Genomic DNA, 24,926 nt, shown 5'->3' with positions numbered 1-24,926 from the left:
CGCCCCCAGCCGATCTGCCGAGCCTATCGCAAAATCCGAGCCAGTTGGGAACCAGCGTAATCCCTGTGATGACAGGGATTTGAGGCATTCTCTGGAACTTGACCTTACAGGGCCGAGTCGAGCACGCCCTTCATCCACCGGGGATGCTCCAGGACCCGGCCGCAGCCGATAGCCACGCAGGACAGCGGATCGTCGGCCACCGAGACCGGCAGGCCCGTGTGATCGCGGATTTCGGCGTCCAGGCCACGCAGCAGGGCGCCGCCGCCCGTCAGCATGATGCCCTTGTCGGCGATGTCGGCGGCCAGTTCCGGCGGGGTGGCTTCCAGGGCGACCTTCACGGCCTCCACGATCTGCGAGACCGGTTCGGCCAGGGCTTCGGCGGCCTGACGTTCCGAGATGCGGACCTCGCGCGGCACGCCCTGCATCAGGTCGCGGCCCTTCACGTCGATCGACAGGCCTTCGCCGTCGGCCGGGATGCGGGCGGTGCCGATGTCCTTCTTGATGCGCTCGGCGGTGGTTTCGCCGATCAGCAGATTATGGTTGCGGCGCATGTACGAGATGATCGCCTCGTCCATCTTGTCGCCGCCGACGCGGACCGAACGCGAATAGACGATGCCCGACAGCGACAGCACGGCCACCTCGGTGGTGCCGCCGCCGATGTCGACGACCATCGAGCCGGTCGGCTCGTGGATCGGCAGGCCGGCGCCGATCGCGGCGGCCATCGGCTCGTCGATCAGGCCGACCCGGCGGGCGCCGGCGTTCAGGCAGGAATCGTTGATGGCGCGGCGCTCGACCGCCGTGGCGCCCGAGGGCACGCAGACGATGATCTTCGGATTCACGAAACCGCGGCGGTTATGAACCTTGCGGATGAAGTGCTTGATCATTTCCTCGGCGACTTCGAAGTCGGCGATGACCCCGTCGCGCATGGGGCGGATCGCCTCCATGTGACCGGGGGTGCGGCCCAGCATCTGCTTGGCCTCTATGCCCACGGCGTGCACGATCTTCCGTCCACCGACATTGCGCAGGGCGACGACCGATGGCTCGTTCAGAACGATGCCCTTGCCCTTCATGTAAATCAGGGTGTTGGCGGTGCCGAGATCGATGGCGATGTCGTTCGAAATCGTGCCGAATACGTGGGAGAACATGGGCCTGGGATACCGTTCGTTCGGGCCTTAAGGGCGTGCGTCTGACTTGATCCGTTTCGGCGACGCCCCGGCTTCGCATATCCCCATACGCGCCGCCTCCTGATCGTCTTCGCCGGACCGACCGAGGGCTCGTTTGCCCGTGTGCGGAGGCGAATACAAGCCCCGTGAACGCTGCATGGTCCCGGAAGGGGGACAGGCCGTTCACGATAGTGTCAGGCAAGACTGACGCGGCGTGACCCGCTCCGCCCAAAAGCCCGGCGAAGACTCAGTCGTCGGCGACGCCCGCCGCCTTCTCGCGCCGCTTCACGAACTCGCGCACCGCCAGCATCAGGCCCAGCCAGACCACGGCGACGCCGGCCAGGATCAGCGAGGTCCACACGCCGTCGCCCGAAACCGCCGACACCACCGCCCCGCCGAAGAAGGCCACCAGCACGGTCTTGGGCAGGACGCCAAGCGCGCATCCGGCCAGGAAGCCCCAGAAATTCGCCCGCGTCGCCCCGAAGGCCATGTTGACCACGATGAAGGGCGCCGAGGGCACGTTGCGGATCATGAAGCTGGCGTAGAAGGCGTTGTCGCCGACGAACCGCTTCAGCCGGTCGGCCGTCCGGCCGCCGAACCGCTCCAGCGCCCGCGCCGTCGGCCCCCGCCCCAGCCAGTAGGTCGCGCCCGCCGACACGATGGTGGCGACCCAGCTGTAGAGGAAGCCGAACCACGGCCCGAACGCCACGACACACGCGGCGATCAGCAGGAACTGCGGCAGCCCCAGAAAGGCGGCGACGGTGAACACGAAGATGGCGACGAACACGCCCCACGGGCCGGTCCGGAAGCCGCTCATCCACGCCTCGAGTTGTCCCTCCGCGCCCAGCTCCAGCTGGTGTTTGCCGATCAGGAACAGGGCGGTGACCCCGGCCAGCAAAAGCGCGGTCGCCAGCAGGGCCCGCCAGCGGCGGCCTTCCATGTTCAGGATGAAGTCGAGGATGCGGCGCAAGGGGGCGGTTCCGGCTCATTCGGCGAATGCGCCGCCATTTGCACGGACTCCGGTCGATCCGTAAACCGCCCCCGCCCTCAAGTCGGGTCCAGCATCCGCTCCAGCGTCGCCAGTTCATCCGCCTCTCCCGCCGGCTTGTCCCAGCGGATGCGGTGGATGCGGGGAAAGCGCATGGCGACCCCGGACTTGTGTCGCTTCGAGCGTTGCAGCCCCTCGAAGGCCACCTCCAGCACCAGGCCGAAATCCCGGTTCGCCCTCACCGACCGCACCGGCCCGAACCGCTCGATCGTGTTGTCGCGCACGAATTTGTCGAGCTGTTTCAGCTCCTCGTCGGTGAAGCCGAAATAGGCCTTGCCCACCGGGGTCAGGACGTGGGCGCCGTCGACGTCCTCGGTCCAGACGCCGAAGGTATAGTCGGAATAGAAGCTGGATCGCTTCCCATGCCCGCGCTGGGCGTACATCAGCACCGCGTCGATCAGGTGCGGGTCGCGCTTCCACTTGAACCACGGCCCCTTGGGCCGTCCCGCTTCATAGACGCTGTCCAGCCGCTTGAGCATCACCCCTTCGGCGGATTGCGGATCACCCGGCGGCGGTTCGGCCCGCTGCGCCGCCAGCGCGTCCCAGCTGTCGAAGGACACCAACGGCGACAGGTCCAGCCGATCCGACCCCGCCGCCGCCACGAAGGCCTCCAGCCGCGCTCGCCGCTCGGCGAACGGCAGCCCGCGCAGGTCCTCGCCCCCGGCCGCCAGCAGGTCATAGGCCCGAATGCCCGCCGGATGGGCCGCCGCCAGCTTCGGGTCCGCCGTCTTACGGTTCAGCCGCTGCTGCAGGTCGCCGAACGACCCCACCCGCCCGTCGCGCAGGACCAGCAGTTCGCCGTCGATCACGCCGTCAAAGGTCAGGGCGGCCAGCACGTCGGGAAAGGCGGGGGACACGTCCTCGCCGGTGCGGCTGTACAGCCGCTTCACCCCGCCCTCGCTGACGGCCTGCACCCGAATGCCGTCCCATTTCCATTCCGCCGCATAGACCGCCGGGTTCAGCCGAGCGAAATCCGTCGCCTCGTCGATCGGCTGGGCCAGCATGACCGGACGGAACCGCCCGTGCGCGTCCGCCGAGGGCCGCTCCGCCTTGCCGTCCAGCCAGGCCAGAAGATCAGCATAGGGCGGGCTCTGGGCGTGCCAGACCTCCTGGATGTCCGCGACCTCCACGCCGCCGAAGTCCGCCGCCGCCTGCCAGGCCAGCCGCGCCGACACCCCGACCCGCAGGCCGCCCGTCACCAGCTTCAGCAACGCCCAGCGGCCGTCGGCGTCCAGGGCGTCCAGCCAGCCTTCGAGAAGGCCCTGCACCTCCCCGCGCTTCGCATGGCCGAGGGCGTCGACCACCTCCGACAGTTCCGGCTCCCGGTTCGCGCCGTGGCGGGCCGGCCAGATCAGGGCCACGGTCTCGGCCAGGTCGCCCACATAGTCGTAGGACAGGCGGAACAACTCCGCGTCCACCCGCGCCTCGACTGCGGACCGGATCATCCCCGGCTTGGCCGCATTGAACGACAACGCACCGGTCAACGCCGCCAGGGCCCAGCCGCGGTCCGGATCCGGCGCATCGGCCAGATGATCGCGGATCAGCCTGAGCTTGGCGTTGCGCGACGCCGTCAGCGACAGCCTGTCCAGCAGGGCGGCGAAGGCGCGCATCAATCGTCGTCCTCGTCCTCATAGCCGACCAGATGCAGGGCGCGCGCCTTCAACCCGTTCAGCTCCGCCCACCGACGCAGGGCGTCGTCGCGGCCATGGGTGATCCAGGTCTCGTCCGGCGACAGTTCGGTCAGGGTGGCGGTCAGTTCGTCCCAGTCCGCATGGTCCGACAGCACCAGCGGCAGCTCCACCCCCCGCTGCCGCGCCCGCGCCCGCACGCTCATCCAGCCGGAGGCGAAGGCGGTCACCGGATCAGGGAACCGGCGGCTCCAGCGATCCGCGATGGCCGACGGCGGCGCGATGATGATCCGCCCGGCGAAGTCCGCCTTCGATCCCGTCGCCGGCGCCAGCGGCCCCAGATCAACGCCGAAATGCTCATACAGCCGGTTCAGCCGTTCCAGCGCGCCGTGCACATAGATGGTCTCGTCATAGCCCGCCTCGCGCAGCAGCCGGATCACCCGCTGCGCCTTGCCCAGCGCATAGGCGCCGACCAGATGCGCCCGCTCGGGAAACTGGACCACCGACCGCAGCAGCCGGGCAATCTCCTGGCTGTCCGGCGGATGGCGAAAGACCGGCAGGCCGAACGTCGCCTCGGTGATGAAGACATCGCTGCGCACCGGCTCGAAGGCGGCGCAGGTCGGATCGCGGCGGCGCTTGTAGTCGCCCGACGCCGTGATGGTCAGCCCGCCCCGCCGGACCGTCGCCTGCGCCGAACCCAGCACATGACCCGCCGGGGCCAGCGACACCTCGACGCCGCCGACCGTGACCCGCTCGCCATAGGTCAGCGGCTGGACCGAGCCCGCGAAGTCCTGACCATAGCGCTCTCCCATGATGGCGAGCGTCTCCGGGGTGGCCAGCACCGCCCCATGCCCGGCCCGCGCATGGTCCGCGTGTCCGTGGGTGATGACCGCCCGATCCACCGGCGCGGGCGGATCGATGAAGAAGCCGCCTTCCGGGCACCACAACCCCTGCGGCGTGGGCCGCAGCACGGCCTCCGGCGACAACGGCGCATCAGAGTTCTGGATCGGTCGCATGCGTCTCCGACGGCAAGGGTCGTGAGCCTGAACGCGGCGGACCGGAAAGGTGTCCGTCCGCCGCCGATTTCCGGTCAGACGGCGGGACAGGCTCCCGCGGGCGCGGCGCCCGGGCCCTGCCCCCAGGTCGTCGCCTCCGCCTGGTCCGTCAGGGTCAGATCCAGGCGGCCTCCCCGCTTCAGGCGGTCCCAGCCCAGCCAGACCTGGTCGACCGCCTGCCCGTCCCAGCGCGCGCCCGAGACGTACCGCGCCCCGTCTCCGCCGGCGCCCGGCGCCCGGATGCGCAGCGTCCGGCCCTCGCCCAGGTCGACCTCGACCGCCTCGAACCTGGGAACGCCGACCAGCAGCTGCCCCGTGCCCGGCATTCCGGGGTACAGGCCCATGGCCCCGAACAGATACCAGGCGGACATGGTCCCCAGGTCGTCATTGCCGGTGACGCCGTTGGGGGCGTTGGTGAACAGGGTCTGGGCGGCGCGGACCACCTCGGCTGTCCGATCGGGCCGGCCCAGCAGGGTGTAGATCCACGGCGTGTGCATGGTCGGTTCGTTGTTCGGATTGTAGCGGTGCTGGCCGTAGTAGGCGTACGGCCCCGCCACCCACTCCGCCCGCGCGGCCTGTGGGTCGGCGGCGACCTTGTCGATGGCGAAGAAGCGGTCCAGCCGCGCCAGCGTCCGTTCACGCCCGCCCATGGCCTCACTCATCCCCGCCACATCCTGCGGGATCAGCCACTGGTACTGCCAGGCCGTGCCCTCATGGAAGCCGTAGTGGGAAGTCGGGTCATAGGCGCCCGTTGGAGGGGTGAACCACTCGCCGTCTTCCATCCGCGGACGCGGGAAGCCTGTGAAGTCGCTTTCCGGATCGGCCACGCTCGCGTCCCAGACCCTGCGCCAGTTGCCGCCCCGCCGACGCAGCGTCGCCGCATCGGCCGTCCGGCCCAGCGCCTCGCCCATCAGCGCCAGCGAACAGTCGGCCAGCGCATATTCCATCGTCGCCGAGCCGCCGTGGTGCGGATCGGTATCCATGCCCTTGGCCGGATAGGCGCGGTCGAACTGGACATAGCCGTTCGCCAGATAGCTCGGATTGCCCGCCCGGCCGCCGTGGCGCGAGTTCAGAGGCGGCGTCTCGAAGGCGTTGCGGCGCAGCGCCGTCCACGCCTGTTGCTCGCGCCCCTCCAGCGCCCCGAAGCGCCACAGGTCGACCAGGAAGGGCGTCACCGGATCGCCGGTCATGACATTGGTCTCGAAGTTGGCGTAGCCCCAGCGCGGCAGCCACCCGCCCTGTTCGTCGATCGCCAGCACCGAACGGGCGATGTCGCGCGCCCGCTCCGGCTTCAGCATGGCCAGCAGCTGGTTCTGGGACCGATACGTGTCCCACAGCGAAAAATACTCGTGGTAGGTCCAACCGGCGGCGACATGGATCTGGTCGTCGTAGCCGCGGTAGCGCCCGTCGGCGTCGCTGCCGGTCATGGGCTGCAGCAGGGCGTGATAGAGGGCCGTGTAGAAGACCGCCCGGTCGTCGTGATCACCGCCGGTGACCCGTACGGCGCCCAGCTCGCGGTTCCAGGCGCCCTGGGCCGCGTCGCGCATGGCGTCGAAGCTCATCAACCGCCCGCCCCGACGGCCCTCGGCGTTCAGATTGTTGCGCGCGCCGTCCTGATCGACGTGCGAGATGGCGCTGACCGCCGTCACCGCCCGTCCGCCGGACAGGTCGAACGTCACCCAGGCGCCGTTCCGGGGATCGTGCTCGCTCTCCATGCTGAAGCGCCCGCCCGGCGTCCCGCCCGCCTGCCCCCAGACGCCGAAACCGCTGAACGGCCGGTCGAACTCGATGCGGAACCAGGTCGCGTACTGATGGCCGCCGCAGAAGCTCGAGGTCGTCACCTTGCCCTCGACCGCACGGTCGCCGACGACGCGGATCTGACTGCCGACGACCCGGTGGCGCTCATTGGCCTGGCTGACGTTGATCAGCACATGGCCCTGGGTCTGGCCGGCCGCGAAGGTATAGCGGTCCGCCGCCGCCCGGGTCAGGGCCGTGGTCTCCACGTCGATGCCGCCGTAGTCGGTCAGCCGCACGCTGTAATAGCCCGCCTGCCCCACCTCGCCCTCGTGGGTGTAGCGCGAGGCGTAGGCCTTATGGTCGAAGCTGTTGGCCTTGGTGGTGTCGAAGGTCCCGCCCGGGGCGATGGAGCCGGTCACCGGCAGCACCGACACCTGCCCGCCCTGCTCCCAGCAGCCCGCGCCCGAGATGAAAGAGCGCCCGAAGCCCCGGATCGTCTCGTCGTCATAGCGCCAGCCCGCATAGTGCGAGCCGATGGGGCTGACCTGGATCAGCCCGAAGGGGGCCGAGGCGCCCGGGAAGGTGTTGCCCTCGTCCCGGGTGCCGATGAAGGTGTTCACCGTGGCCGAGGGCCCCGGCGGAACCGGATCCGGCCGAGCCAGAACCGGGGCGACGGGCGCCAGCAACATGGCGACGACCGCCGCCACCGCCCGCCCGATCCGGACGATCGTTTTCCCCGTCATGGCTTCCTCCCCGAAGCGCTGTTCCGTGGCCGCGAACCTAGGGGGATGAGGGGCGACTGTGAACCGGCAAGGAAGCGTAGCGTCTCGTCATTTGATCCCTTCTTCGCAACTGCGTAATGAGGACCGCCGTCCTCGGGAGTCGCCATGTCCAGCCTGCAGTCCTCCGCCCTCGCCCGCGTCAAGCCTTCGGCCACCCTCGCGGTGACCGCCCAGGCGCGGCAGCTGAAAGCCGAGGGTCGCGACGTGATCGGCCTGGGCGCCGGCGAACCGGATTTCGACACCCCCGAGAACATCAAGCAGGCCGCCATCGACGCCATCACGCGCGGTGAGACCAAATACACCGATGCCGATGGCATGCCCGAGCTGAAGGCCGCCATCTCGGCCAAGTTCAAGCGCGAGAACGGCCTGGACTACGCTTCGGCCCAGATTCACGTCGCCCCCGGCGGCAAGCCGGTCATCTTCAACGCCCTGGTCGCCACCCTGAACCCCGGCGACGAGGTGATCGTGCCCGCCCCCTACTGGGTCTCCTATCCGGACATGGTCCTGCTGGCCGGTGGCGAGCCCGTCACCGTGGTCGGCGAGGAGAAGGACGGCTTCAAGCTGTTGCCCGCCGTGCTCGAGGCGGCCATCACGCCCCGGACCCGCTGGCTGATCCTGAACAGCCCGTCCAACCCCACCGGCGCCGCCTACACCCGCGCCGAGCTGGAAGGTCTGGCCGAGGTGCTGCGTCGCCACCCGCAGGTCTGGGTGCTGACCGACGATATGTATGAGCACCTCGTCTATGGCGACTTCGAATACACCACCATCGCCCAGGTGGCGCCGGACCTGATCGACCGCACCCTGACGGTCAACGGGGTCAGCAAGGCCTACGCCATGACCGGCTGGCGCATCGGCTACGCGGGCGGACCCAAGCCGCTGATCGACCTGATGCGCAAAGTGGCCAGCCAGACGACCTCCAACCCCGCCAGCATCAGCCAATGGGCGGCGGTCGAAGCGCTGAACGGACCGCAGGACTTCATGGCCGAGCGCCGCGCCGCGTTCGAGAAACGCCGGGACCTGGTCGTCTCCATGCTGAACCAGACGGCGGGCGTCACCTGCGCCACGCCCGAAGGCGCCTTCTACGTCTATCCGTCCATCGCCGGCCTGATCGGCAAGACGACGGAGACGGGCGTGGTCATCGACAGCGACGGGACCTTCGCCACGGAACTGCTGAACGCCGAGGGCGTGGCCGTCGTCCAGGGCGAGGCCTTCGGCCTCAGCCCCTATTTCCGCATCAGCTACGCGACGAGCGAAGACGTGTTGGAAGCCGCCTGCGAACGCATCCAGCGGTTCGCGGCGAGCCTGAAGTAGATCCTTCTCCCCTAGGGGAGAAGGAGGTTCTCAGATCATCGCCATGCCGCCGTTCACGTGCAGGGTCTGCCCCGTGACGTAGGCGGCTTCGTCCGACGAGAGATAGACCGCGGCCGCGGCGATCTCGTCGCCCGTGCCCAGACGGCCGGTCGGGATGTTCTTCAGAATGGTCTCGCGCTGCTGGTCGTTCAGCACGTCGGTCATCGGCGAGGCGATGAAGCCCGGCGCGATGCAGTTCACCGTGATGCCGCGCGAACCGACTTCCTGCGCCAGCGACTTCGAGAAGCCGATCATGCCGGCCTTGGACGCCGCATAGTTGGTCTGGCCCGGGTTGCCGGTGACGCCGACCACCGAGGTCACGCCGATGATGCGGCCCGAGCGGCGCTTCATCATCCCCTTCATCGCGGCGCGCGACAGGCGGAAATAGCTTTCCAGGTTGATCTTGATGACCTGTTCGAAATCCTCGTCCTTCATTCGCATCAGCAGACCGTCCTTGGTAATGCCCGCGTTGGCGACCAGGATGTCCAGCGGCGAACCGGCGGCCTCCTCGGCGCGCGCGACCAGGCCGTCGACCGATTCGGCGTCCGACAGGTTGGCGGCGGCAGCGAAGGCGCGCTCTCCCAGTTCCTTGGCCAAGTCCTGAAGCACCGCTTCGCGCGTGCCGGACAGAACCACCGTCGCGCCTTGCGCGTGCAGGGCGCGGGCCACCGCGCCGCCGATGCCGCCGGTCGCGCCGGTCACCAGGGCCGTCTTGCCAGTGAGGTTGAACATTATCAAAGCTCCGCCATTTCGTGGGTGGGGTCTAACCGAGCCCGCGCCAGATCGCCAGAGGAACGCCTGATGGACCGAACGCGCTTCATCGCCGACCGCCGCACCCTGCTGCTGGGCGCCGGCGCCCTGGGGCTGAGCGGCTGCACCACCTTCGGCGGCGGCGGGACCACGCCGGAGGTTCGCGGTCTGGAGCGGCTGCCGCTGAGCCAGAGCGTGCTCAACCGCTTCGTGGCCGAGCGCCGCCTGCCCGGCGTCTCGGTCGGCGTCCGCGCCCCGGACGGCAGCGATATCTTCATCCGGGCCGGAACGCTGGACTTCAACGTCTTCGACCGCGTCGGCCCCGACAGTCTGTTCCGCATCTTCTCCATGACCAAGCTGATCACAGGCGCGGCGGCGGCCCTGTTGATGGAGGACGGCAAGCTGACGCTGGACACGCCGGTGGCCGAGATCGTGCCCGAGTTCGCCGCTCTGAAGGTCGCGACCCGTCCGGCCGACGGCCTGGCCGCCCGCCCCGCGCGCAACACCATGACCATCCGCCACCTGCTGACCCACACCAGCGGCCTGACCTCGTCCACCGGCGACGGCCCGATCCAGCGCGCTTACCGCGCGGCCGGGATCACCCCGGGCGAGCCTCGCGCGGAGACGCCGCAGGTCCGTGATCTGGACGACCTGGTCGCCAAACTGGCCGACATCCCCCTGATCGCCGAGCCGGGCGCGGCCTATAACTACGGCGTCTCGCTGGATGTCCTGGGCCTAGTGATCCAGCGCGTTTCCGGCATGGCCTTCCCCGACTTCGTGCAGCGCCGCATCCTCAACCCGATCGGCATGGACGACACCGTCTGGCGGCTGCGCGACGGCGACGCGGCGCGGCTGATGCAGGTCTATGCCTATGGCCGCGACCGCGCCGCGCCGCCGACCGCCGTGGCGGCCCTGTCGGCCGCGGCCTACGCCCGGCCGGTGACCCTCTATTCGGGCGGCGGCGGCCTGATCTCCACGACCCGCGACTACCTCGGCTTCCTGTCCATGCTGCTGAGCGACGGCCGCGCCGGGCGCGTGCGGGTGATGAAACCCGAGACCGCGCGCATGATCCGCTCCGACATCTTGCCCGAAGGCCTGACCGCGGAAGGCGGCGGCTTCGGCTTCGGCGGCTGGATCGCCCGGCCCGGCCACAAGCGTCAGGGCGAGTTCGGCTGGAGCGGCGCGGCCAGCACCCAGGGCTGGATCGACCCGGAGCGGAATTTCGCCGCGACATTGATGATCCAGGTCATGCCGTATCGCGTGGTCGACATCCTCAGCGAGCTGCGCCCCGCGCTAGACGCCGATCTGGGAATCGTACGCACGGCCTAGGCCCCCGCGCCGAGCCATCCCCACAGGACCGTCAGCACCAGCGGCGCCCAGGCCAGGGCCAGCAGGAGCCAGCCCTCGCGGGCGTCGCCCTTCAGGAATTTGAACGCCCCGGCTCCGACCGCCGCCAGCATGACCAGGGCGGTGACGATCCCCATGCCGTCCAGCCCCGCGCCGCCGAACGACAGCACCAGTGTCAGCCCGGCGTAGAGCACCGGCGGGATCGCCAACGCCACCTGGCCCGCGATGGTCAGATACCGAACAGCCTGCGCCTTCACGACCGCGCTCTTGCGTCAAACAGGCCGTGTGTCCGCAGGTTGAGCCCGCATCGCGAGCAGATCTCATTGGGCCGCCAGACCCGACGACGCAGGCGCGAGAACAGGTACTGGCCCCGGAACGGCAGCCAGCGCTCCTTGATCTCCAAAAAGACGTTCAACCCGCATCGCGGACAACCCGGGAAGGTCAGGAACAACCAGGCGTTCAGCCCAACCCAGACCGCAAGCGCACCCGCCGTCGGCCATCCCTCGGACACCACCGGGGGCACACGTGCGGCGAGCCAGAGCAGCAGAAGCAGGCTCGCCAGCCCGACGATAAAGGACGCCCCCCAGAGCCAGATCATTCCGACCAGATAGACGCTGGCCCCCCGCACGGCGCCTAGCCCAGCGACTTGGCGAACGCTTCCAGCTCTTCCGGCGTGTTCAGCGACAGGCTTTCGGCGTCCGGCGCGATGCGCTTGGCCATGCCGGTCAGCACCTTGCCCGAGCCGATCTCGGCGAAACGGGTCACGCCGCCCTCACCCGCCATCCACTCCATCGACTCGCGCCAGCGCACCCGGCCAGTGACCTGTTCGACCAGCAGGCGACGGATGACTTCCGGATCGGTCTCCGGACGGGCGGTGACGTTGGCGACCACCGGCACGACCGGAGCCAGGATGGTCGCGGCGGCCAGGGCGGCGGCCATTTCGTCGGCGGCGGGCTGCATCAGCGGGCAGTGGAAGGGCGCCGAGACATTCAGCGGGATCGCCCGCGCGCCCAGTTCCTTGGCCTTCTCGATGGCGCGGTCCACGGCGGCCTTGTCGCCTGAAATGACGATGTTGCCGGCGTTGTTGTCATTGGCGACCACGCAGACGCCGACCTCCGAGCCGGCCTTCGCGGCTTCCTCGGCCAGCGCCAGGTCGGTCTTGGGTCCGATCAGCGAGGCCATGGCGCCCTTGCCCACCGGCACGGCGCGCTGCATCGCCTGGCCGCGCAGCTTCAGCAGGCGAGCGGTGTCGGCCAGCGAGATCGAACCGGCGGCGCACAGGGCCGAATATTCGCCCAGCGAGTGGCCGGCCACGAAGGCGGCGCGGCTCACATCCACGCCGAACTCGACCTTCAGCACCCGGGCGGCGGCGGCCGAGACGGCCATCAGGGCCGGCTGGGCGTTCTCGGTCAGGGTCAGCTGATCCTCGGGGCCCTCGCGCATCAGCACGGACAGCTTCTGGCCCAGCGCCTCATCGACCTCGGTGAAGACGTCGCGGGCCGAGGCGAAGGCGTCGGCCAGCGCCGCCCCCATGCCGACCGACTGGCTGCCTTGTCCGGGGAACAGAAGGGCGAGGGTCATAGGTGGGCTCCGAAGCCGTGAATCAAGGCGGCAGCGATAGGCCGGGCGTGACGCAGGGGCAAGCCCGCGGCCTCAGGCCCAGAGGTGGATCGCGTCGGCCGCCGGCTGGACCTCGGCCGGCGCCGTCTCCCCCGCATAGCTGATGCGGCTCTCGCGCCCGCCACAGACGCAGCGGAAGCGCTGCGACCGCCCGGCGGTCGGCCAGTCGCGGGCCGGACCGAACAGGGTCGGCGCCTCCAGCAGGGCGACGTGGACGCAGCCCGGCGACAGGCAGCGCACGATCATCCGCCCACGCGGTGCGTCCATTTGAGATTCGGCCATGAGTCCTCCCGGACCCGGACGCTAGCCGGGCTCGCCTGTGAGTCTCAAGACCAATTCGTTCTACTTTTGTTCTATATCCACAGCGATGATCAAACCGCCGTCATGCGGAACGGACCCGAGGCGTGAAGTCGAGCCGTCCGATCTCCCGGATTCGCCCGGCCTCGACCCGCCCCTCGACCAGTTCGTAGCCCATCAGGGCGAACACCCGTCCGCGCAGGAAGATGGGGCGCGCCTGACCGTACCAGTCCACGCAGGAAACGCGGCATCGATCGTCGCCCCATGTCCGGCCCGAGGTCAGGACGCCCAGGTCGCCCAGGCCGGAAGCCTCGCGACGCAGGAAGAGCATCTCGGCGCCGCCCGCCCACTCCGTATGCCGGGAGTCCGGCGGCGGGTACCGCCGGAACGGCAGAGCCAGCATGCCGACCGAGCCGCCGCGCACGTCGGGCCGGAAGAAGAAGCCATGGCTGCGGGTTTCCGCCTCCCCGGCCCCGGTCAGGGAGAAGCGGGCCCCGAGGCGGACCGTCCGGTCCAGCTCGACCGCCTGCAGCGTCATCCCATGCTCGTCCCCGGTCACGATCAGGGCGTCCTCGCCCATCGCCTCGATCCGGCTGACCGCCTGGTCCAAGTTCAGCGTCCGGAAAGGACCGCCGTCGACGTCACCGACGAACAGCGCGCCGCCCCGCGCCCTCCCCTCGGCGTCCTCCCGGCCGACCGCATAGAGCAGATGGTCGCCCACGAAGCGGTTGTGGCGGTCCCAGCCTTCCGACGCGGCCTCAGGCAGGGTGCGGTAGTCGGAAGCCCGCGCCGCGCCCGAGCCGTCGCCGAACCGGCCCAAGGGCAGGCTGAGCAGCTGGGTCGCACCCGTCCGGCTCTCCCGATCCCACATGGCGTCGCCGCCTTCATCCGACTGCACCACCACATCCAGACGGCCCCTTCCCCGATCCTCGCGGAAGGAGAACTGATCCAGCGGCGCGCCCGAGACCCGGACCGCCTGCGGACGCCCCCCGTTCAGCGGCATGCGATAGACGGTCGCCGCCGCCCCCTGCCCGGCCCGGTCCGCCATGGATGTCGTCCAGAGGTAGATGGCGTTCGGCGAGACGTAGAAGGTTCGCGACCACGGCCCCAGAACGGCGGTCGCCTCACAGTCCAGCCGCGGCGCCGTCAGGTCGCAGCGGGTCACCGAATGCAGGGCGCTGTAGGCCAGGTTCGAGGGTCGCGCCCGCGGGTCCAGGAAGACATCCTCCGCTCGGGCCAGCGGGCTGCGGATCGGGGCGCGGCCCGGCGTCTCGTCGATCAGGGCGGGCAGCATCGCGAGCGGATCATCCGCCTGATCGAGACCGCGGACGTTGTAGAGCACCAGCTCATTCCCGATCAGGCGCGAGGCGTAGTTTTCGGCCGAATAGTAGTCGCTGGCGTTCAGCCGCGAGGCGTCCTCGAAGGCCAGCCGCCCGTCCGGCGACAGGCGGAAGCGGACGATCTCGGTCCCCGCCTTCTCGTAGCTGTAGCCGATGACCACGACATGGTCGCCGACCACCAGCATCTCGTCGTACCAGGCGCCGTTCCAGCCGCGCTTCGGCTTCGATCCCGGCGGCGGCACGTCGATCACATCGATGGCCCGCAGCCCGGCGTCGGCGGTCGAGACGGTGAACAGCCGCCCCCGCCGCAGCACGACCAGATAGTCGCCCGCAGCCTTGACGATTCCGCCCTCGTCGACCCCGACTTCCTGGGTGTTGGTGATGGAGTCCGGCGCGGCGTTGGCCGCCATTTCGGCGGGCGCGACCTCCAGCATGACGGCGTCATCCGAAAAATTGGACCGACGACGCTGCGCCTCCAGGGCGGCCTGTCGCTGCCGGAAGAAGTCGCGAAACTGCGCCTCCGATGCGAAAGACGGCAGCCCGACGCCGCTGTACGGCGGTCTCGACAGCGGGCGATCCTCGCCGGAAAGCGGCTCGAACGGGCGGGCGCTGGCCAATCCAAGTCCGCCGCCGACGATCCCGGCCAGCAGCAATGACAGCGGCCAACCCTGACGCTTCAATCCATCCAGCATCCGCCCTCTCTCTCAAGCTTCGCCTTGGGAGATGAGCGGCCCGGATCAAGGCGAAGCTGAGGTCGAATTCCGCCCGGAAAGGGCGCCCTAGAACAGCACCGCCGGATTCATGATCCTGAGCGGGTCGATGGCCGCGCGCACCGCCTGCATGGTGGCGACCTCCAGCGGCGTCTTGTAGCGCCGCGCCTCCTCGGTCTTCAGCCGGCCCAGCCCGTGCTCGGCGGAGATCGAGCCGTCATAGCGGGCCACGATGTCGTGCACGACCTCGGAGCCCTCCATCCAGCGGCCGATGAAGGCGGCGTGGTCCGCGCCCGGCGGGCACAGCACGTCGTAGTGCATGTTGCCGTCGCCGACGTGACCGAAGGCGCTGATCCGCGCACCGGGCTCGAACTTTTCGACCGCCACGGCGGCCTCGTCCAGGAAGTCGGCGATGCGCGAGACGGGCACCGACACGTCGTGCTTCCAGCCGCCGCCCTCGGGCTTCTGGGCCGCCGACTGCTCCTCGCGCACCTTCCAGAAGGCGGCGCGCTGGGCGTCGTTCTGGGCGATGGCGGCGTCGACGATCAGCCCGGCTTCGAAGGCGTCGCTCAACAGCCGTTCCAGCGCCGCATCCGCCGCCCCCGGCTCGCCCGAGGCCAGTTCGATCAGCACATACCAGTTGGGCGTCGACTCCAGCGGCTCGCGCGTGTCGGGGATGTGGCGCAGCACGAACTCCATGCCGATCCGCTTCATCAGCTCGAAGGCCTCGACCCCGCCGCCGGTTTCCGCCTTGGCCCGCGCCAGCAGCTCGATGGCGGCGTGCGCCGTCTCCAGACCCACCATGGCCGTGGCCCGCGACCGCATGATCGGGAACAGCTTCAGCGTCGCCGCCGTCACCACCCCCAGCGTCCCCTCGGCGCCGATCAACAGCTGCTTGAGATCATAGCCGGTGTTGTCCTTCCTCAACCTCTTGAGGCCATGGAAGACCTGCCCGTCCGGCATCACCGCCTCGATGCCCAGCACCAGGTCGCGCATCATGCCGTAGCGCACCACCTGGGTGCCGCCCGCATTGGTCGAGATCACGCCGCCGATGGTGGCCGACCCCTCGGACGCCAGACTTAGCGGGAACCGCCGCCCCGCCGCCGTCGCCGCCTGCTGCGCCTCCAGCAGCGTCACCCCCGCCTCCACCGTCATGGCGTCGTCCAGCGGCGTCACATCGCGCACCGCCCTCAGCTTGCGCGTCGACAGCAACACCTCGCCATAGGGGATCTGCCCCCCGACCAGCCCGGTGTTCCCGCCCTGCGGAACGACGGCCACCCGATGCTCGGCGCAGATCGTCACCAGCCGCGCGACCTCCTCGGTCGAGCGCGGCGTCAGCATCAGGGGCGTGTTCCCGCTCCACCGGTTCCGCCACTCCGTCAGCCACGGGGCGATGTCGGACGGATCTTCGGTCCAGCCGCCATTACCGGCGGCGGCCTTGAGGGCGGCGAGAACTTCAGGCGACGGGGAGGTCATGAGGATTTGTGGCAAGGCGCGGGCGATTGCGCCAGTTCAAACGGCCGCTGACGGGGCTAAAACCACCCCGCCTCTTTCAGCACCGGGGCGTAGGTCCGGCTCACCGGCGCCGTCAGCCCGCCGGCGAGGCGTATCTCGCCCGCGCCGCGCCGCCACTGAATGCCCTCCACCGCGCCGGCCGCCACCCACCATGACCGGTGGACGCGCCAGCCGTGGGCCAGGGCCAGCTCGTCCAGGGCATCGGCGAACCGCAGGGTGATCAGCTCCGCGCCGGCGTCGGTATGGACCTTCAGATAGTGGTCGTGCGCCTCGATCGCGATCAGCCGCGCCTGCCGGCGCTTCGCCGACAGCCGCCGACGGAACGCCGCCTCGGCCTCGGGCAACGGCGGGGCGATGACCGTTCGGGTCTCGACCCGAACGGGCGCGCGCCGCCAGACCAGGGCCCGCACCGCCATCACCGCCAACGTGATCGGCCACACCTGCCAGAGCAGCCACCCGTAGGCCGGCCAGGTGATGGGCTGGTCTACGAGCAGACGCTGGGTGACCAGCACCAGCAGCGTCACCGGCGGCGTCATCAGCACCGAGACCGCCGCCACGCGACGCCACGGCCTGGTGATGCGTCGGCTCGCCAGTTCGTCCGCGCCGATCCCGATCAGCCCGCCGCCGACGATACAGATCATCCAATAGACGTAGCGCTCCCTTGCGGGCGCGCTGTCCGAGTCGAAGGGCCCGAGAAACCCCATCAGCAGGCCGATCGCGGCCAGCATGGCCAGGTCGATCGCCCAGCGCCGCGCCGTCGCCGTCCCGATCCGTTGTCCCGCCCCGTCGCCCATGCCGTCCCGTTCGCGCAGTCCCGGCGCCGTTCGCGCAATCGGGCCTAGCGACCCGCCGCGCCACCGGCAAGGACGGTCGCGAAACCGCCAACCCGCCGATCAGGAAAACTCATGTCACACGCCCGGCTCGCCGCCGTTCTGGCCCTCGCCACATCCCTCATCGCCCCTCCCGCCATGGCCCAGCTTCCGGGCGCCGATGTCGACGCCCGGCCCGATCCGGCCACCGCCTGCCATGTCGGCCTCTATCGCCTGGACGACGGCAGTTGGGTGGATGTCGCCCCGCTGGCGAACCGGGGGCTCCGCTGGCGTCGGCTCGACGGGTCCACGGCCAAGATGACCCTCGACGGCCAGGGGCGTTGGGTCAGCACCCTGGGCTCGACGACCCGCGTCGAAGGTCCGCAGCCCCAACTCGGAAGCTGCGATGACGGCCGGATCGTCTTCGAGGGTCGGCCGGGCGCCCGCGTCACGCTGGACGTGCGGGACACCACCTTCGTCGGCCAGGGCGGAACCCGCCTCCACGGGCGGCTGATCCTGCCGCCGGGCGACGGTTCCGTCCCCGTCATGGTCGAGGTGCACGGATCGGAAGGGTCCAACGCGCTCGACTTCAACGCCTTCCAGCGCTTCGCCCCCGCCTCGGGGGTCGGCGTCTTCGTCTACGCCAAGCGCGGGTCGGGCGGCTCAGAGGGCCATTACACCCAGGACTTCCACATTCTCGCCGAGGACGCCGCCGCCGCGGTCGTCGAAGCCCGCCGGCTGACCGGCGCCCGGGCGGGCCCGGTCGGCCTGCACGGCGCCAGCCAGGGCGGCTGGGTCGCGCCGCTCGCCGCCAGTCTGACGCCCGTTGATTTCGTCATCGTCGGCTTCGGCCTGGCCTATGGCCCCCTGTCCGAAGACAGCGACCAGGTGGCTCAGGACCTGAAGGCCAAGGGGTGGGGTCCCGAGGTGCTGGAACAGGCGCGCCGGATCACCGACGTCACCGGCGCCTTCGTCGCCTCGAAAGGCGCCGTCGGCTTCGAGGGTCTGGAGGCCGTCCGCGCCCGGTATCGCGCCGAGCCCTGGTTCGCCGACATTCGGGGCGAGTTCACTGGCCTGCTGCTGAACGCGCCCAATGAGCAGATCATCGCCATGGCTCCGCAGCTCGAGAACGGACCGTCGTGGGACTACGATCCCCTGCCCGTCCTGAGCCGCCTGGATGCGCCCGTGCTGTGGATCCAGGCGCGGGACGACACGGGAGCGCCGCCGGACGCCACACGGGCGCGGCTGATCGACCTGTCCGCGCAGGGGCGGCCGATCACCCTGCTCGAATATCCGGCCACCGATCACGGCATCGTTCTCTACGAGACCGCCCCGGACGGCCGCCGCACCTCGCTCGGCTATGCGCCCGGCTACTATCAGGCCGTGCTGGACTGGGCGCGAACGGGCCATCTGGACGGCGACTACGGCGACGGCCGTCTTCTGGCGAACGGATCGGCATGGACAGCCGCCCGCCGATGACGGGATATGGGTCGCATGCCGCCGCCCCTTCCCGCCCCTGTTCCCGCCGTCGGCGTCGTCTGCCTGCGGGAAGATGAGGTCCTGCTGATCCGCCGGGGCAAGCCGCCGCGCATGGGCGAATGGAGCCTGCCCGGCGGGCGGATCGAGCCCGGCGAGCGCGCCATCGACGCGGCCCTGCGCGAACTGCACGAGGAGACCGGCGTGGCCGCCCGGATCACCGGCCTGCTGGACGTGGTCGACGGCGTCTTCCCCGAGGCCGGACGCCATTACGTCCTGATCGACTACGCCGCCGAATGGCTGTCCGGCGAGCCGGTGGCGGGGGACGACGCCCTGGAGGCGCGATTCGTGGCCCTGGATCAGGTCGAGGCCCTGATCGACTGGTCGGAGACGCGGCGGATCATCGCACTGGCGGTCCGGCGGCGAGGTTGAACGGCGAAGATTACGGGGATGTCATCGACCGCCGTCCGGTTTCTGTGGCGTGCGGGCCACAGCCTGATACCGTGACGGGAATTGGGAGGCTTTGATGGACTTTTCCGTACTCTTCTTCGTGGCGCTGGTCGTTCTGGCCTTCGTCCTGTTGTTCAGCGTCGTGAAGATCGTGCCGCAAGGGCGTGAATTCACAGTCGAACGCTTCGGCAAATACACCCGCACCCTGCCCCCGGGCATCAGCCTGCTGACCCCCTTCGTCGAGAAGGTCGGCCGCCGCATGAACATGATGGAACAGGTGCTGGACGTCCCGACCCAGGAGGTCATCACCAAGGACAACGCCGTGGTGAAGGTCGACGGCATCGTCTTCATCCAGGTCATGGACGCCGCGCGCGCCGCCTATCGCGTGGACGACCTGCCCTACGCCATCTCGCAGCTCTGCATGACCAACCTGCGGACTGTCGTCGGCTCCATGGAACTGGACGAGGTCCTCAGCCAGCGCGACGCCATCAACACCCGCCTGCTGCACGTCATCGACGCCGCCACCGAGCCGTGGGGCGTCAAGGCCAACCGCATCGAGATCAAGGACCTGACCCCGCCGACCGACATCACCAACGCCATGGCGCGTCAGATGAAGGCCGAGCGCGAACGCCGCGCCGTGGTCACCGAGGCCGACGGCGAGAAACAGGCCGCTATCACTCGCGCCGAGGGCGCCAAGCAGGCCGCCATCCTGGAGGCCGAAGGCCGTCGCGAAGCCGCCTTCCGCGACGCCGAGGCCCGCGAACGCGAAGCTGAGGCCGAGGCCCGCGCCACCGAGATGGTGTCCAACGCCATCGCCGCCGGCGACGTGAACGCGATCAACTACTTCGTCGCCCAGAAGTATGTGGAGGCCTTCGCCGAACTGGCCCGCAGCCCGCAGCAGAAGACGGTCATCGTCCCGGCCGAGATGGGCGCCCTGGTCGGCACCATCGCCGGCGTCGGCCAACTGGTCGCCCTGGCGCAGGACCAGCAGCAGAGCCGCTCGGCCCCCGCTCCGGCCCCCGCCGCGCCGCGCCCGCCCGCTCCGCCGCGCCCGCCGCGTCCCACCGTTCCGAGGACCTGATCCATGGACGCCCTGATCGAGTTCCACAGCAATCAGCCGTTCTGGATCTGGCTGGCCCTGGGCGTGATCCTGCTGGCGGTCGAAGCCGCCTTCTCGACGGAATGGCTGCTCTGGCCCGCCGTCGCGGCCGGGGTGGTGGCGGTCATCACCGCCATCGGCGTGCCGCTGGGCTTTTGGGGCGAAGTGGCCCTGTTCGCCGGCCTGACGGTGGCCGCGACCCTGGCGTCGCGCCGCCTGATCCAGCGGGTGAACCCGTCGGATTCGCCCGACATCAACGCCCGTGAGGGTCGTCTGGTCGGCCAGCGCGCGCAGGTGGTGCAGGCCTTCGTCGACGGCCGCGGCCGGGTCTTCGTCTCGGGCGCCGAATGGCCCGCCGAGATCGAGGGCGTCGCCCCCCTGGCCGGCGAAAGCGTCATCGTGGAAAGCATCGACGGACCAAAGCTCAAGGTCCGCGCGGTGTAATACTCGTCTCCCCATCGGCGAAGGCCGATGGGGAGACGACGCCTAGCTCTTCCGCATGTCCTCGATGCCGCGGTTGGCCAAGCCGTCGGCCCGCTCATTCAGTTCGTGGCCCGCGTGGCCCTTGACCCAGTGCCACTTCACCTCGTGCCGGGACCGGGCCGCGTCGAGCCGCTTCCACAGGTCCTCGTTCTTGACCGGCTTCTTGTCGGCGGTCTTCCAGCCCCGCGCCTTCCAGCCCCGGATCCATTCGGTGATGCCGGTCATCACATATTTGCTGTCGGTGTGCAGATCGACGCGGCACGGCCGGGTCAGGGCCTCCAGCGCTATGATCGCCCCCATCAACTCCATGCGGTTGTTGGTCGTCAGCGGCTCGCCGCCCCACAATTCCTTCTCGCGCCCTTCGCCGGCCTGAAGGATGGCTCCCCAGCCGCCGGGCCCCGGATTGCCCTTGCAGGCGCCGTCGGTGTGGATGATCACGTGACTCATCGGCGCGCTGTATCAGGTTCGCTTGGCGTCGCGCCACCGAACAGCCTATATGCGGCGTGAAACTATGACCGGGCCGCGCATCGGCCCGACAAAGGAGATGTCGCCGTGGGTTCTCTCAGCATCTGGCACTGGGCTATTGTCGCCGTCATCGTGCTCCTGCTGTTCGGCGGTCGCGGCAAGCTGTCCGGCCTCATGGGCGACGCCGCCAAGGGCGTGAAGGCCTTCCGCGACGGCCTGAAGGACACCGACGAGACCAAGCCGAAGGATGAGCGCGCCGGCGCCCTGCCGCGCACCGACGCGGAAAAAGAAGACCTGAAGTCATAATCGCGCGTTCGCGCCGGAGAGACTGACGGATGGGTGGTCTGGGCCCCGGTATCGGGGGCATGGAATATATCGTGATCGCGGTCGTGGCCCTGCTTGTCGTGGGGCCCGAACGGCTGCCCGCCATGCTGCGCAAGCTCGGCCAGCTGGTCGCCAAAGCCCGCAACATGGCCAACGAGTTCCGGCACAGCTTCGATGAGATGGCGCGTCAGTCTGAGCTGGACGACCTGCGCAAGGAGGTCGAAGCCCTGCGTCATAGCCAGACCAACATGATGCCGTTGGGCGCCGAGGCCGAGGCGACCTTCCGCGGCATCAGCGACGACCTGAACCGTCCGCTCGACGCCCCCGCCCCCGTCCCGGCCCTGACCGGCCCCGAGGAATGGCCCGACAGCCCGCCGGTGATGGCGCCACTGGAGCCCGAAACCCAGCCCGCGCCCAAGCCCCGGGCCCCGCGCAAGCCCTCCGCGCCCAAGGCCGCTCCCAAGGCGACGGGCGAAGCCCCCGCGAAGAAGACATCGGCGAAGAAGACCCCGCCCTCGCGCAAGAAGGCGGTTGACCTGTGAGCCACACCGACCGGGACGAAGCCGAGATCGAGGCATCGCGCGCGCCGCTGATGTCGCATTTGATCGAACTGCGCGGGCGGCTGGTGGTCTGCGTGGTCGCCTTCGCCGTCGCCTTCATCGGCTGTTTCTACTTCGCGGCCGACATCCAGATCTTCCTGATCAAGCCCTTCCAGGCCGCCTACGCCCTGCACGCCGCGGCCCAAGCCTCCGGCCAGCATGGCGGCAATCCGTTCGAACTGATCGCCGTCACCGCCGGCCTGCACCACCTGCCCCCGGGCGCCCAGACCAACCTGGCCCTGCAGGCCACCGGCCCGCTGGAACAGCTCTTCACCAAGATGAAGGTGGCCGGCTTCGGCGCCGTGGTCGTGGTCTTCCCGGTGCTGGCCTGGCAGCTCTACAAATTCGTGGCCCCGGGCCTGTACCGCAACGAGAAGGGCGCCTTCCTGCCCTTCCTGTTCGTGGCCCCGCTCCTGTTCCTGATCGGCGCCGCCCTGGTCTATTTCGTCATGCTGCCCTTCGTGATGTGGTTCTCGCTGAGCCAGCAGATCGCGGCGGACGGCATCACCGTCGAGCTGAACACCAAGATCTCGGAATACCTCAGCCTGGTCACCTCGCTGATCCTCGCCTTCGGCCTGTGCTTCCAGCTGCCGGTCGTCACCACCCTGCTGGGCATGGCCGGGATCGTCTCGTCCAAGATGATGGTCGAGGTCCGCCGCTACGCCATCGTCGCCGTCGTGGTGGTCGCCGCCGTCGTCACCCCGCCGGACCCCATCAGCCAGCTGATGCTCGCGGTCCCGCTGGTGCTGCTTTACGAGATCTCGATCTGGTGCGTGCGCCTGATCGAAATGCGCCGCAAGAAGGACGACACCGCCGAGGGCCTGGCCGCCTGATCGCGCGTTAGCCCGTCCGTAACGCCCCTCGGGGCACCTTCCGGGAAACCGGGAGCATGGACATGGGCCTGATCGACCTTTCGAACGACATCATCGCGCGCGGCGAGGTCACAACCGCCGACATCCTGGCCCTGCGTCAGAATATCTTTGGCGAGATCACCGTCACCCGCGACGAGGCCGAGGCCCTGTTCCGCATCGACGAGCGCACTGAGCGCCGCGTCGCCGAATGGCGCATGCTGTTCCTTGAAGCGCTGACCGACTGGCTGATCCGCCAGCAGGAGCCGCCGGGCTATGTCACCGACGCCCAGGCCGACTGGCTGATCGCGCGCATCGAGGCCGACAAGCGGGCCCGCGACGGCACCGAGATCGAGTTAGTGGTGCGGGTGCTGGAACAGGCCGACAGCGCCCCGGCCTCGCTCGCCGCCTTCGGCCTGACCCTGGTCAGCCGCTCCGTGGTCGAGAACGACGGCGTGATCAGCGCGGCCGAAGTCCAGCGCATGCGCCGGCTGATGTTCGCCCCCTCCGGTCCCGGCCGTCTCGCCATCTCGCGCGAGGAGGCCGAGGTGTTGTTCGACCTCAACGACGCGACCCGCGGCGCGGCCAACGACCCGTCCTGGACCGACTTCTTCATGCGCGCCGTGGCCAACGCTGTCACGGCCGCCGCCGGCTGGGCCCCGCCCGGCCGCGAGGAGGCCCTGCGCCGCGAACGCTGGCTGGCGGACCCCGACGCGGACATCGCCTCGGGCATCGTCAGGGAACTGGGCCAGGTGGCCGTCCGCGGCCTCGCTCCCGCCGAGCTGATCCGCGGCCTGTTCGAGCCGGACGTTGCCGAAACCTTCTTCAAGGAGCGCGAACAGAGCCGCCTGCACGCCGCCTCGACCGCCGCGCCGGTGAATGCCGAGGAGGCGCGCTGGCTGGTCGACCGCATCGGCCGTGACGGCGATTTCGACGCCAACGAACGCGCCCTGATCGGCTTCCTGAAGGACCTTGCTCCGTATACGGACGAAGCGCTCCAACCCTTGATCAAGCAGCTGGCGGCCTAGACAGGAACCGTTCCACCGCCGCGGAGAAGGCCTCAGGCTGTTCGACGTGGACGAAGTGGCCGCTGCGCGGAACCGTCGTGACCGTCACGTTCGGCTTGACCGACATCACCGCCATCTCGCGCTCGGAGGTCGAGGGGTCGGTCTCGCCCCGCACCACCAGCGTCGGCTGATCGAGCGCCGACATGGCGTTCCACGCCGGCGCCAGCGACAGCGGATCGGCCAGCAGCCCGGTCGCCATCCGCACCCCCTGCCCCCACCGTTCGTCGGAAATGCCTGAGTCCGCCGAGATGCGGCCGTAGTAGCCCAGGAAGGCGGGGTCGTAGACATAGAGCGACTGCCGGCTGGGCAGGCGGTTCAGGGCGTCGTTCATCCGCGTCCACAGCTGGGGCGTGCTCGACCGTTCGACGGTGCGCCGCACGGCGGCCGCGTCCCGGGGCTTGCCCGCCTTGTCCAGGGCCTCGGCGGCGTGGGTCAGCATGTTCCGCGCCGTCGCGTCGGCGTCCAGCACGGGGTTTTCGAAGATGACCCGCGTCACCGCCTCGGGATGGCGGTTGGCGTACCGCAGGGCGATCGGCCCGCCCCAGGAGTGGCCCAGGATCGCCCAACTCGGGACGCGCAGCTCCTCGCGCAACGCCTCGAAGTCGTCCGTCAGCACGTCCAGCGTCATCGGCGCCCCGTCCGGCAGCGGATCCGAGCGCAGCACCCCGCGCTGCTCCACCAGGATCAGGCGTAGGCTCCGGCTCAGCCGGTCGCGCAGGTAGTGCGAGAACTCGAACACCCCCAGCCCCGGTCCGCCATGGACATACAGCAGAGCCGGCGCGTCCCGAGGGCCGTAGTCCTCGACCCACAACCGGGTGTCCCTCACCGGAACCAGCCGACCCCGGACCGGCGACGGCGTCTGCGCCGCGGCCCGGGCGGGCACGGCGGCCAGCGACGCGGCCAGGAGCAGGGCGTGACGGCGGGACATGGAGACGGACATGATCGCCCTATCGTAAGCGCCGCG

Annotated in this window: 25 protein-coding genes; 10 read left to right on the top strand and 15 right to left on the bottom strand. The window is 69.7% G+C overall.

Annotated features, from left to right (window positions below; translation table 11 throughout):
* Positions 1–104: 104 nt before the first annotated feature.
* From AC1RRF_RS04225 to AC1RRF_RS04205, 5 genes are all read right to left on the bottom strand, one after another.
* On the bottom strand, positions 105–1,145 hold the full coding sequence (locus AC1RRF_RS04225) for a rod shape-determining protein (RefSeq protein ID WP_291841037.1): 1,041 nt from the start codon (positions 1,143–1,145) through the stop codon (positions 105–107).
* Positions 1,146–1,410: 265 nt separating this feature from the next.
* The gene (locus tag AC1RRF_RS04220) at positions 1,411–2,133 is read right to left on the bottom strand and encodes a TVP38/TMEM64 family protein (RefSeq protein WP_492833103.1); all 723 of its coding nucleotides are present in this window, start codon (positions 2,131–2,133) and stop codon (positions 1,411–1,413) included.
* Between the two features lie 77 nt (positions 2,134–2,210).
* Positions 2,211–3,821: a cisplatin damage response ATP-dependent DNA ligase gene (locus tag AC1RRF_RS04215; RefSeq protein WP_492833101.1), complete on the bottom strand. Its 1,611-nt coding sequence runs from the start codon at positions 3,819–3,821 to the stop codon at positions 2,211–2,213.
* A complete protein-coding gene (locus AC1RRF_RS04210) occupies positions 3,821–4,855 on the bottom strand; it encodes a ligase-associated DNA damage response exonuclease (RefSeq protein WP_492833099.1) in 1,035 nt (344 codons plus the stop codon). Before AC1RRF_RS04210 ends, AC1RRF_RS04215 begins: the two co-directional genes overlap by 1 nt.
* A gap of 74 nt (positions 4,856–4,929) precedes the next feature.
* Complete coding sequence (locus tag AC1RRF_RS04205) at positions 4,930–7,374, bottom strand: GH92 family glycosyl hydrolase (protein WP_492833097.1); 2,445 nt, start codon at positions 7,372–7,374, stop codon at positions 4,930–4,932.
* Positions 7,375–7,518: 144 nt separating this feature from the next.
* Between AC1RRF_RS04205 and AC1RRF_RS04200 the strand changes: the two genes are divergently transcribed.
* Positions 7,519–8,724 carry a pyridoxal phosphate-dependent aminotransferase gene (locus AC1RRF_RS04200; protein WP_492833096.1) on the top strand — a complete coding sequence of 402 codons (1,206 nt, stop codon included), beginning with the start codon at positions 7,519–7,521 and terminating at the stop codon, positions 8,722–8,724.
* 30 nt (positions 8,725–8,754) lie between these two features.
* Here the strand turns inward: AC1RRF_RS04200 and fabG are convergent, their stop codons facing one another.
* Positions 8,755–9,495: a 3-oxoacyl-[acyl-carrier-protein] reductase gene (gene fabG / locus AC1RRF_RS04195; RefSeq protein WP_492833094.1), complete on the bottom strand. Its 741-nt coding sequence runs from the start codon at positions 9,493–9,495 to the stop codon at positions 8,755–8,757.
* 69 nt (positions 9,496–9,564) lie between these two features.
* Here fabG and AC1RRF_RS04190 point away from each other — a divergent pair, with 69 nt between their 5' ends.
* Positions 9,565–10,842, top strand: coding sequence for a serine hydrolase domain-containing protein (locus AC1RRF_RS04190; protein WP_492833092.1), 1,278 nt, complete (start codon positions 9,565–9,567; stop codon positions 10,840–10,842).
* Here the strand turns inward: AC1RRF_RS04190 and AC1RRF_RS04185 are convergent.
* The 7 genes from AC1RRF_RS04185 to AC1RRF_RS04155 form a co-directional block, all read right to left on the bottom strand.
* Positions 10,839–11,117 (bottom strand): hypothetical protein, encoded by a 279-nt coding sequence (locus AC1RRF_RS04185; protein WP_492833090.1) that lies wholly within the window; start codon positions 11,115–11,117, stop codon positions 10,839–10,841. The two genes, AC1RRF_RS04190 and AC1RRF_RS04185, sit on opposite strands and share 4 nt — an antisense overlap.
* A complete protein-coding gene (locus tag AC1RRF_RS04180) occupies positions 11,114–11,488 on the bottom strand; it encodes a hypothetical protein (protein WP_492833088.1) in 375 nt (124 codons plus the stop codon). The genes AC1RRF_RS04185 and AC1RRF_RS04180 overlap by 4 nt, the downstream gene beginning before the upstream one ends.
* 5 nt (positions 11,489–11,493) lie before the next feature.
* Positions 11,494–12,441, bottom strand: coding sequence for an ACP S-malonyltransferase (gene fabD, locus AC1RRF_RS04175; RefSeq protein WP_492833086.1), 948 nt, complete (start codon positions 12,439–12,441; stop codon positions 11,494–11,496).
* A gap of 72 nt (positions 12,442–12,513) precedes the next feature.
* A complete protein-coding gene (locus tag AC1RRF_RS04170) occupies positions 12,514–12,762 on the bottom strand; it encodes a hypothetical protein (RefSeq protein ID WP_492833084.1) in 249 nt (82 codons plus the stop codon).
* Between the two features lie 100 nt (positions 12,763–12,862).
* Complete coding sequence (locus AC1RRF_RS04165; protein ID WP_492833082.1) at positions 12,863–14,809, bottom strand: beta-propeller domain-containing protein; 1,947 nt, start codon at positions 14,807–14,809, stop codon at positions 12,863–12,865.
* Positions 14,810–14,896: 87 nt separating this feature from the next.
* Positions 14,897–16,303: an FAD-binding oxidoreductase gene (locus AC1RRF_RS04160; RefSeq protein WP_492833080.1), complete on the bottom strand. Its 1,407-nt coding sequence runs from the start codon at positions 16,301–16,303 to the stop codon at positions 14,897–14,899.
* A gap of 56 nt (positions 16,304–16,359) precedes the next feature.
* Positions 16,360–17,136 (bottom strand): LytTR family DNA-binding domain-containing protein, encoded by a 777-nt coding sequence (locus AC1RRF_RS04155; protein WP_492833078.1) that lies wholly within the window; start codon positions 17,134–17,136, stop codon positions 16,360–16,362.
* A gap of 111 nt (positions 17,137–17,247) precedes the next feature.
* Between AC1RRF_RS04155 and AC1RRF_RS04150 the strand changes: the two genes are divergently transcribed.
* From AC1RRF_RS04150 to AC1RRF_RS04135, 4 genes are all read left to right on the top strand, one after another.
* On the top strand, positions 17,248–18,630 hold the full coding sequence (locus AC1RRF_RS04150) for an alpha/beta hydrolase family protein (RefSeq protein WP_492833076.1): 1,383 nt from the start codon (positions 17,248–17,250) through the stop codon (positions 18,628–18,630).
* Between the two features lie 15 nt (positions 18,631–18,645).
* Positions 18,646–19,059, top strand: a complete 414-nt coding sequence (locus tag AC1RRF_RS04145) for an NUDIX hydrolase (RefSeq protein ID WP_492833074.1) — start codon at positions 18,646–18,648, stop codon at positions 19,057–19,059.
* 94 nt (positions 19,060–19,153) lie between these two features.
* Positions 19,154–20,158, top strand: coding sequence for an SPFH domain-containing protein (locus tag AC1RRF_RS04140; RefSeq protein WP_492833072.1), 1,005 nt, complete (start codon positions 19,154–19,156; stop codon positions 20,156–20,158).
* A 3-nt stretch (positions 20,159–20,161) separates the two neighbouring features.
* A complete protein-coding gene (locus AC1RRF_RS04135) occupies positions 20,162–20,620 on the top strand; it encodes an NfeD family protein (protein WP_492833070.1) in 459 nt (152 codons plus the stop codon).
* 42 nt (positions 20,621–20,662) lie between these two features.
* Here AC1RRF_RS04135 and rnhA read toward each other — a convergent pair whose 3' ends face one another.
* Positions 20,663–21,106: a ribonuclease HI gene (gene rnhA, locus AC1RRF_RS04130; RefSeq protein WP_492833068.1), complete on the bottom strand. Its 444-nt coding sequence runs from the start codon at positions 21,104–21,106 to the stop codon at positions 20,663–20,665.
* Between the two features lie 105 nt (positions 21,107–21,211).
* Between rnhA and AC1RRF_RS04125 the strand changes: the two genes are divergently transcribed.
* The 4 genes from AC1RRF_RS04125 to AC1RRF_RS04110 all read left to right on the top strand — a co-directional run bounded on the left by AC1RRF_RS04125 (position 21,212) and on the right by AC1RRF_RS04110 (position 23,923).
* On the top strand, positions 21,212–21,430 hold the full coding sequence (locus tag AC1RRF_RS04125) for a twin-arginine translocase TatA/TatE family subunit (protein ID WP_492833066.1): 219 nt from the start codon (positions 21,212–21,214) through the stop codon (positions 21,428–21,430).
* Between the two features lie 59 nt (positions 21,431–21,489).
* Positions 21,490–21,990, top strand: coding sequence for a Sec-independent protein translocase protein TatB (gene tatB / locus AC1RRF_RS04120; protein ID WP_492833064.1), 501 nt, complete (start codon positions 21,490–21,492; stop codon positions 21,988–21,990).
* Entirely contained in the window at positions 21,987–22,880 is an 894-nt protein-coding gene (gene tatC / locus AC1RRF_RS04115) for a twin-arginine translocase subunit TatC (RefSeq protein WP_492833062.1), read from the top strand. The genes tatB and tatC overlap by 4 nt, the downstream gene beginning before the upstream one ends.
* A 62-nt stretch (positions 22,881–22,942) precedes the next feature.
* Positions 22,943–23,923: a hypothetical protein gene (locus AC1RRF_RS04110; protein WP_492833060.1), complete on the top strand. Its 981-nt coding sequence runs from the start codon at positions 22,943–22,945 to the stop codon at positions 23,921–23,923.
* Here AC1RRF_RS04110 and AC1RRF_RS04105 read toward each other — a convergent pair.
* A complete protein-coding gene (locus AC1RRF_RS04105) occupies positions 23,904–24,902 on the bottom strand; it encodes an alpha/beta fold hydrolase (protein ID WP_492833058.1) in 999 nt (332 codons plus the stop codon). The two genes, AC1RRF_RS04110 and AC1RRF_RS04105, sit on opposite strands and share 20 nt — an antisense overlap.
* Between the last annotated feature and the right edge of the window lie 24 nt (positions 24,903–24,926).

The sequence above is a fragment of the Brevundimonas sp. GW821-FHT12C05 genome, assembly GCF_058807475.1.
The sequence above is the reverse complement of the archived record's forward strand: the minus strand, read 5'-3'. Positions and strand labels throughout refer to the sequence as shown.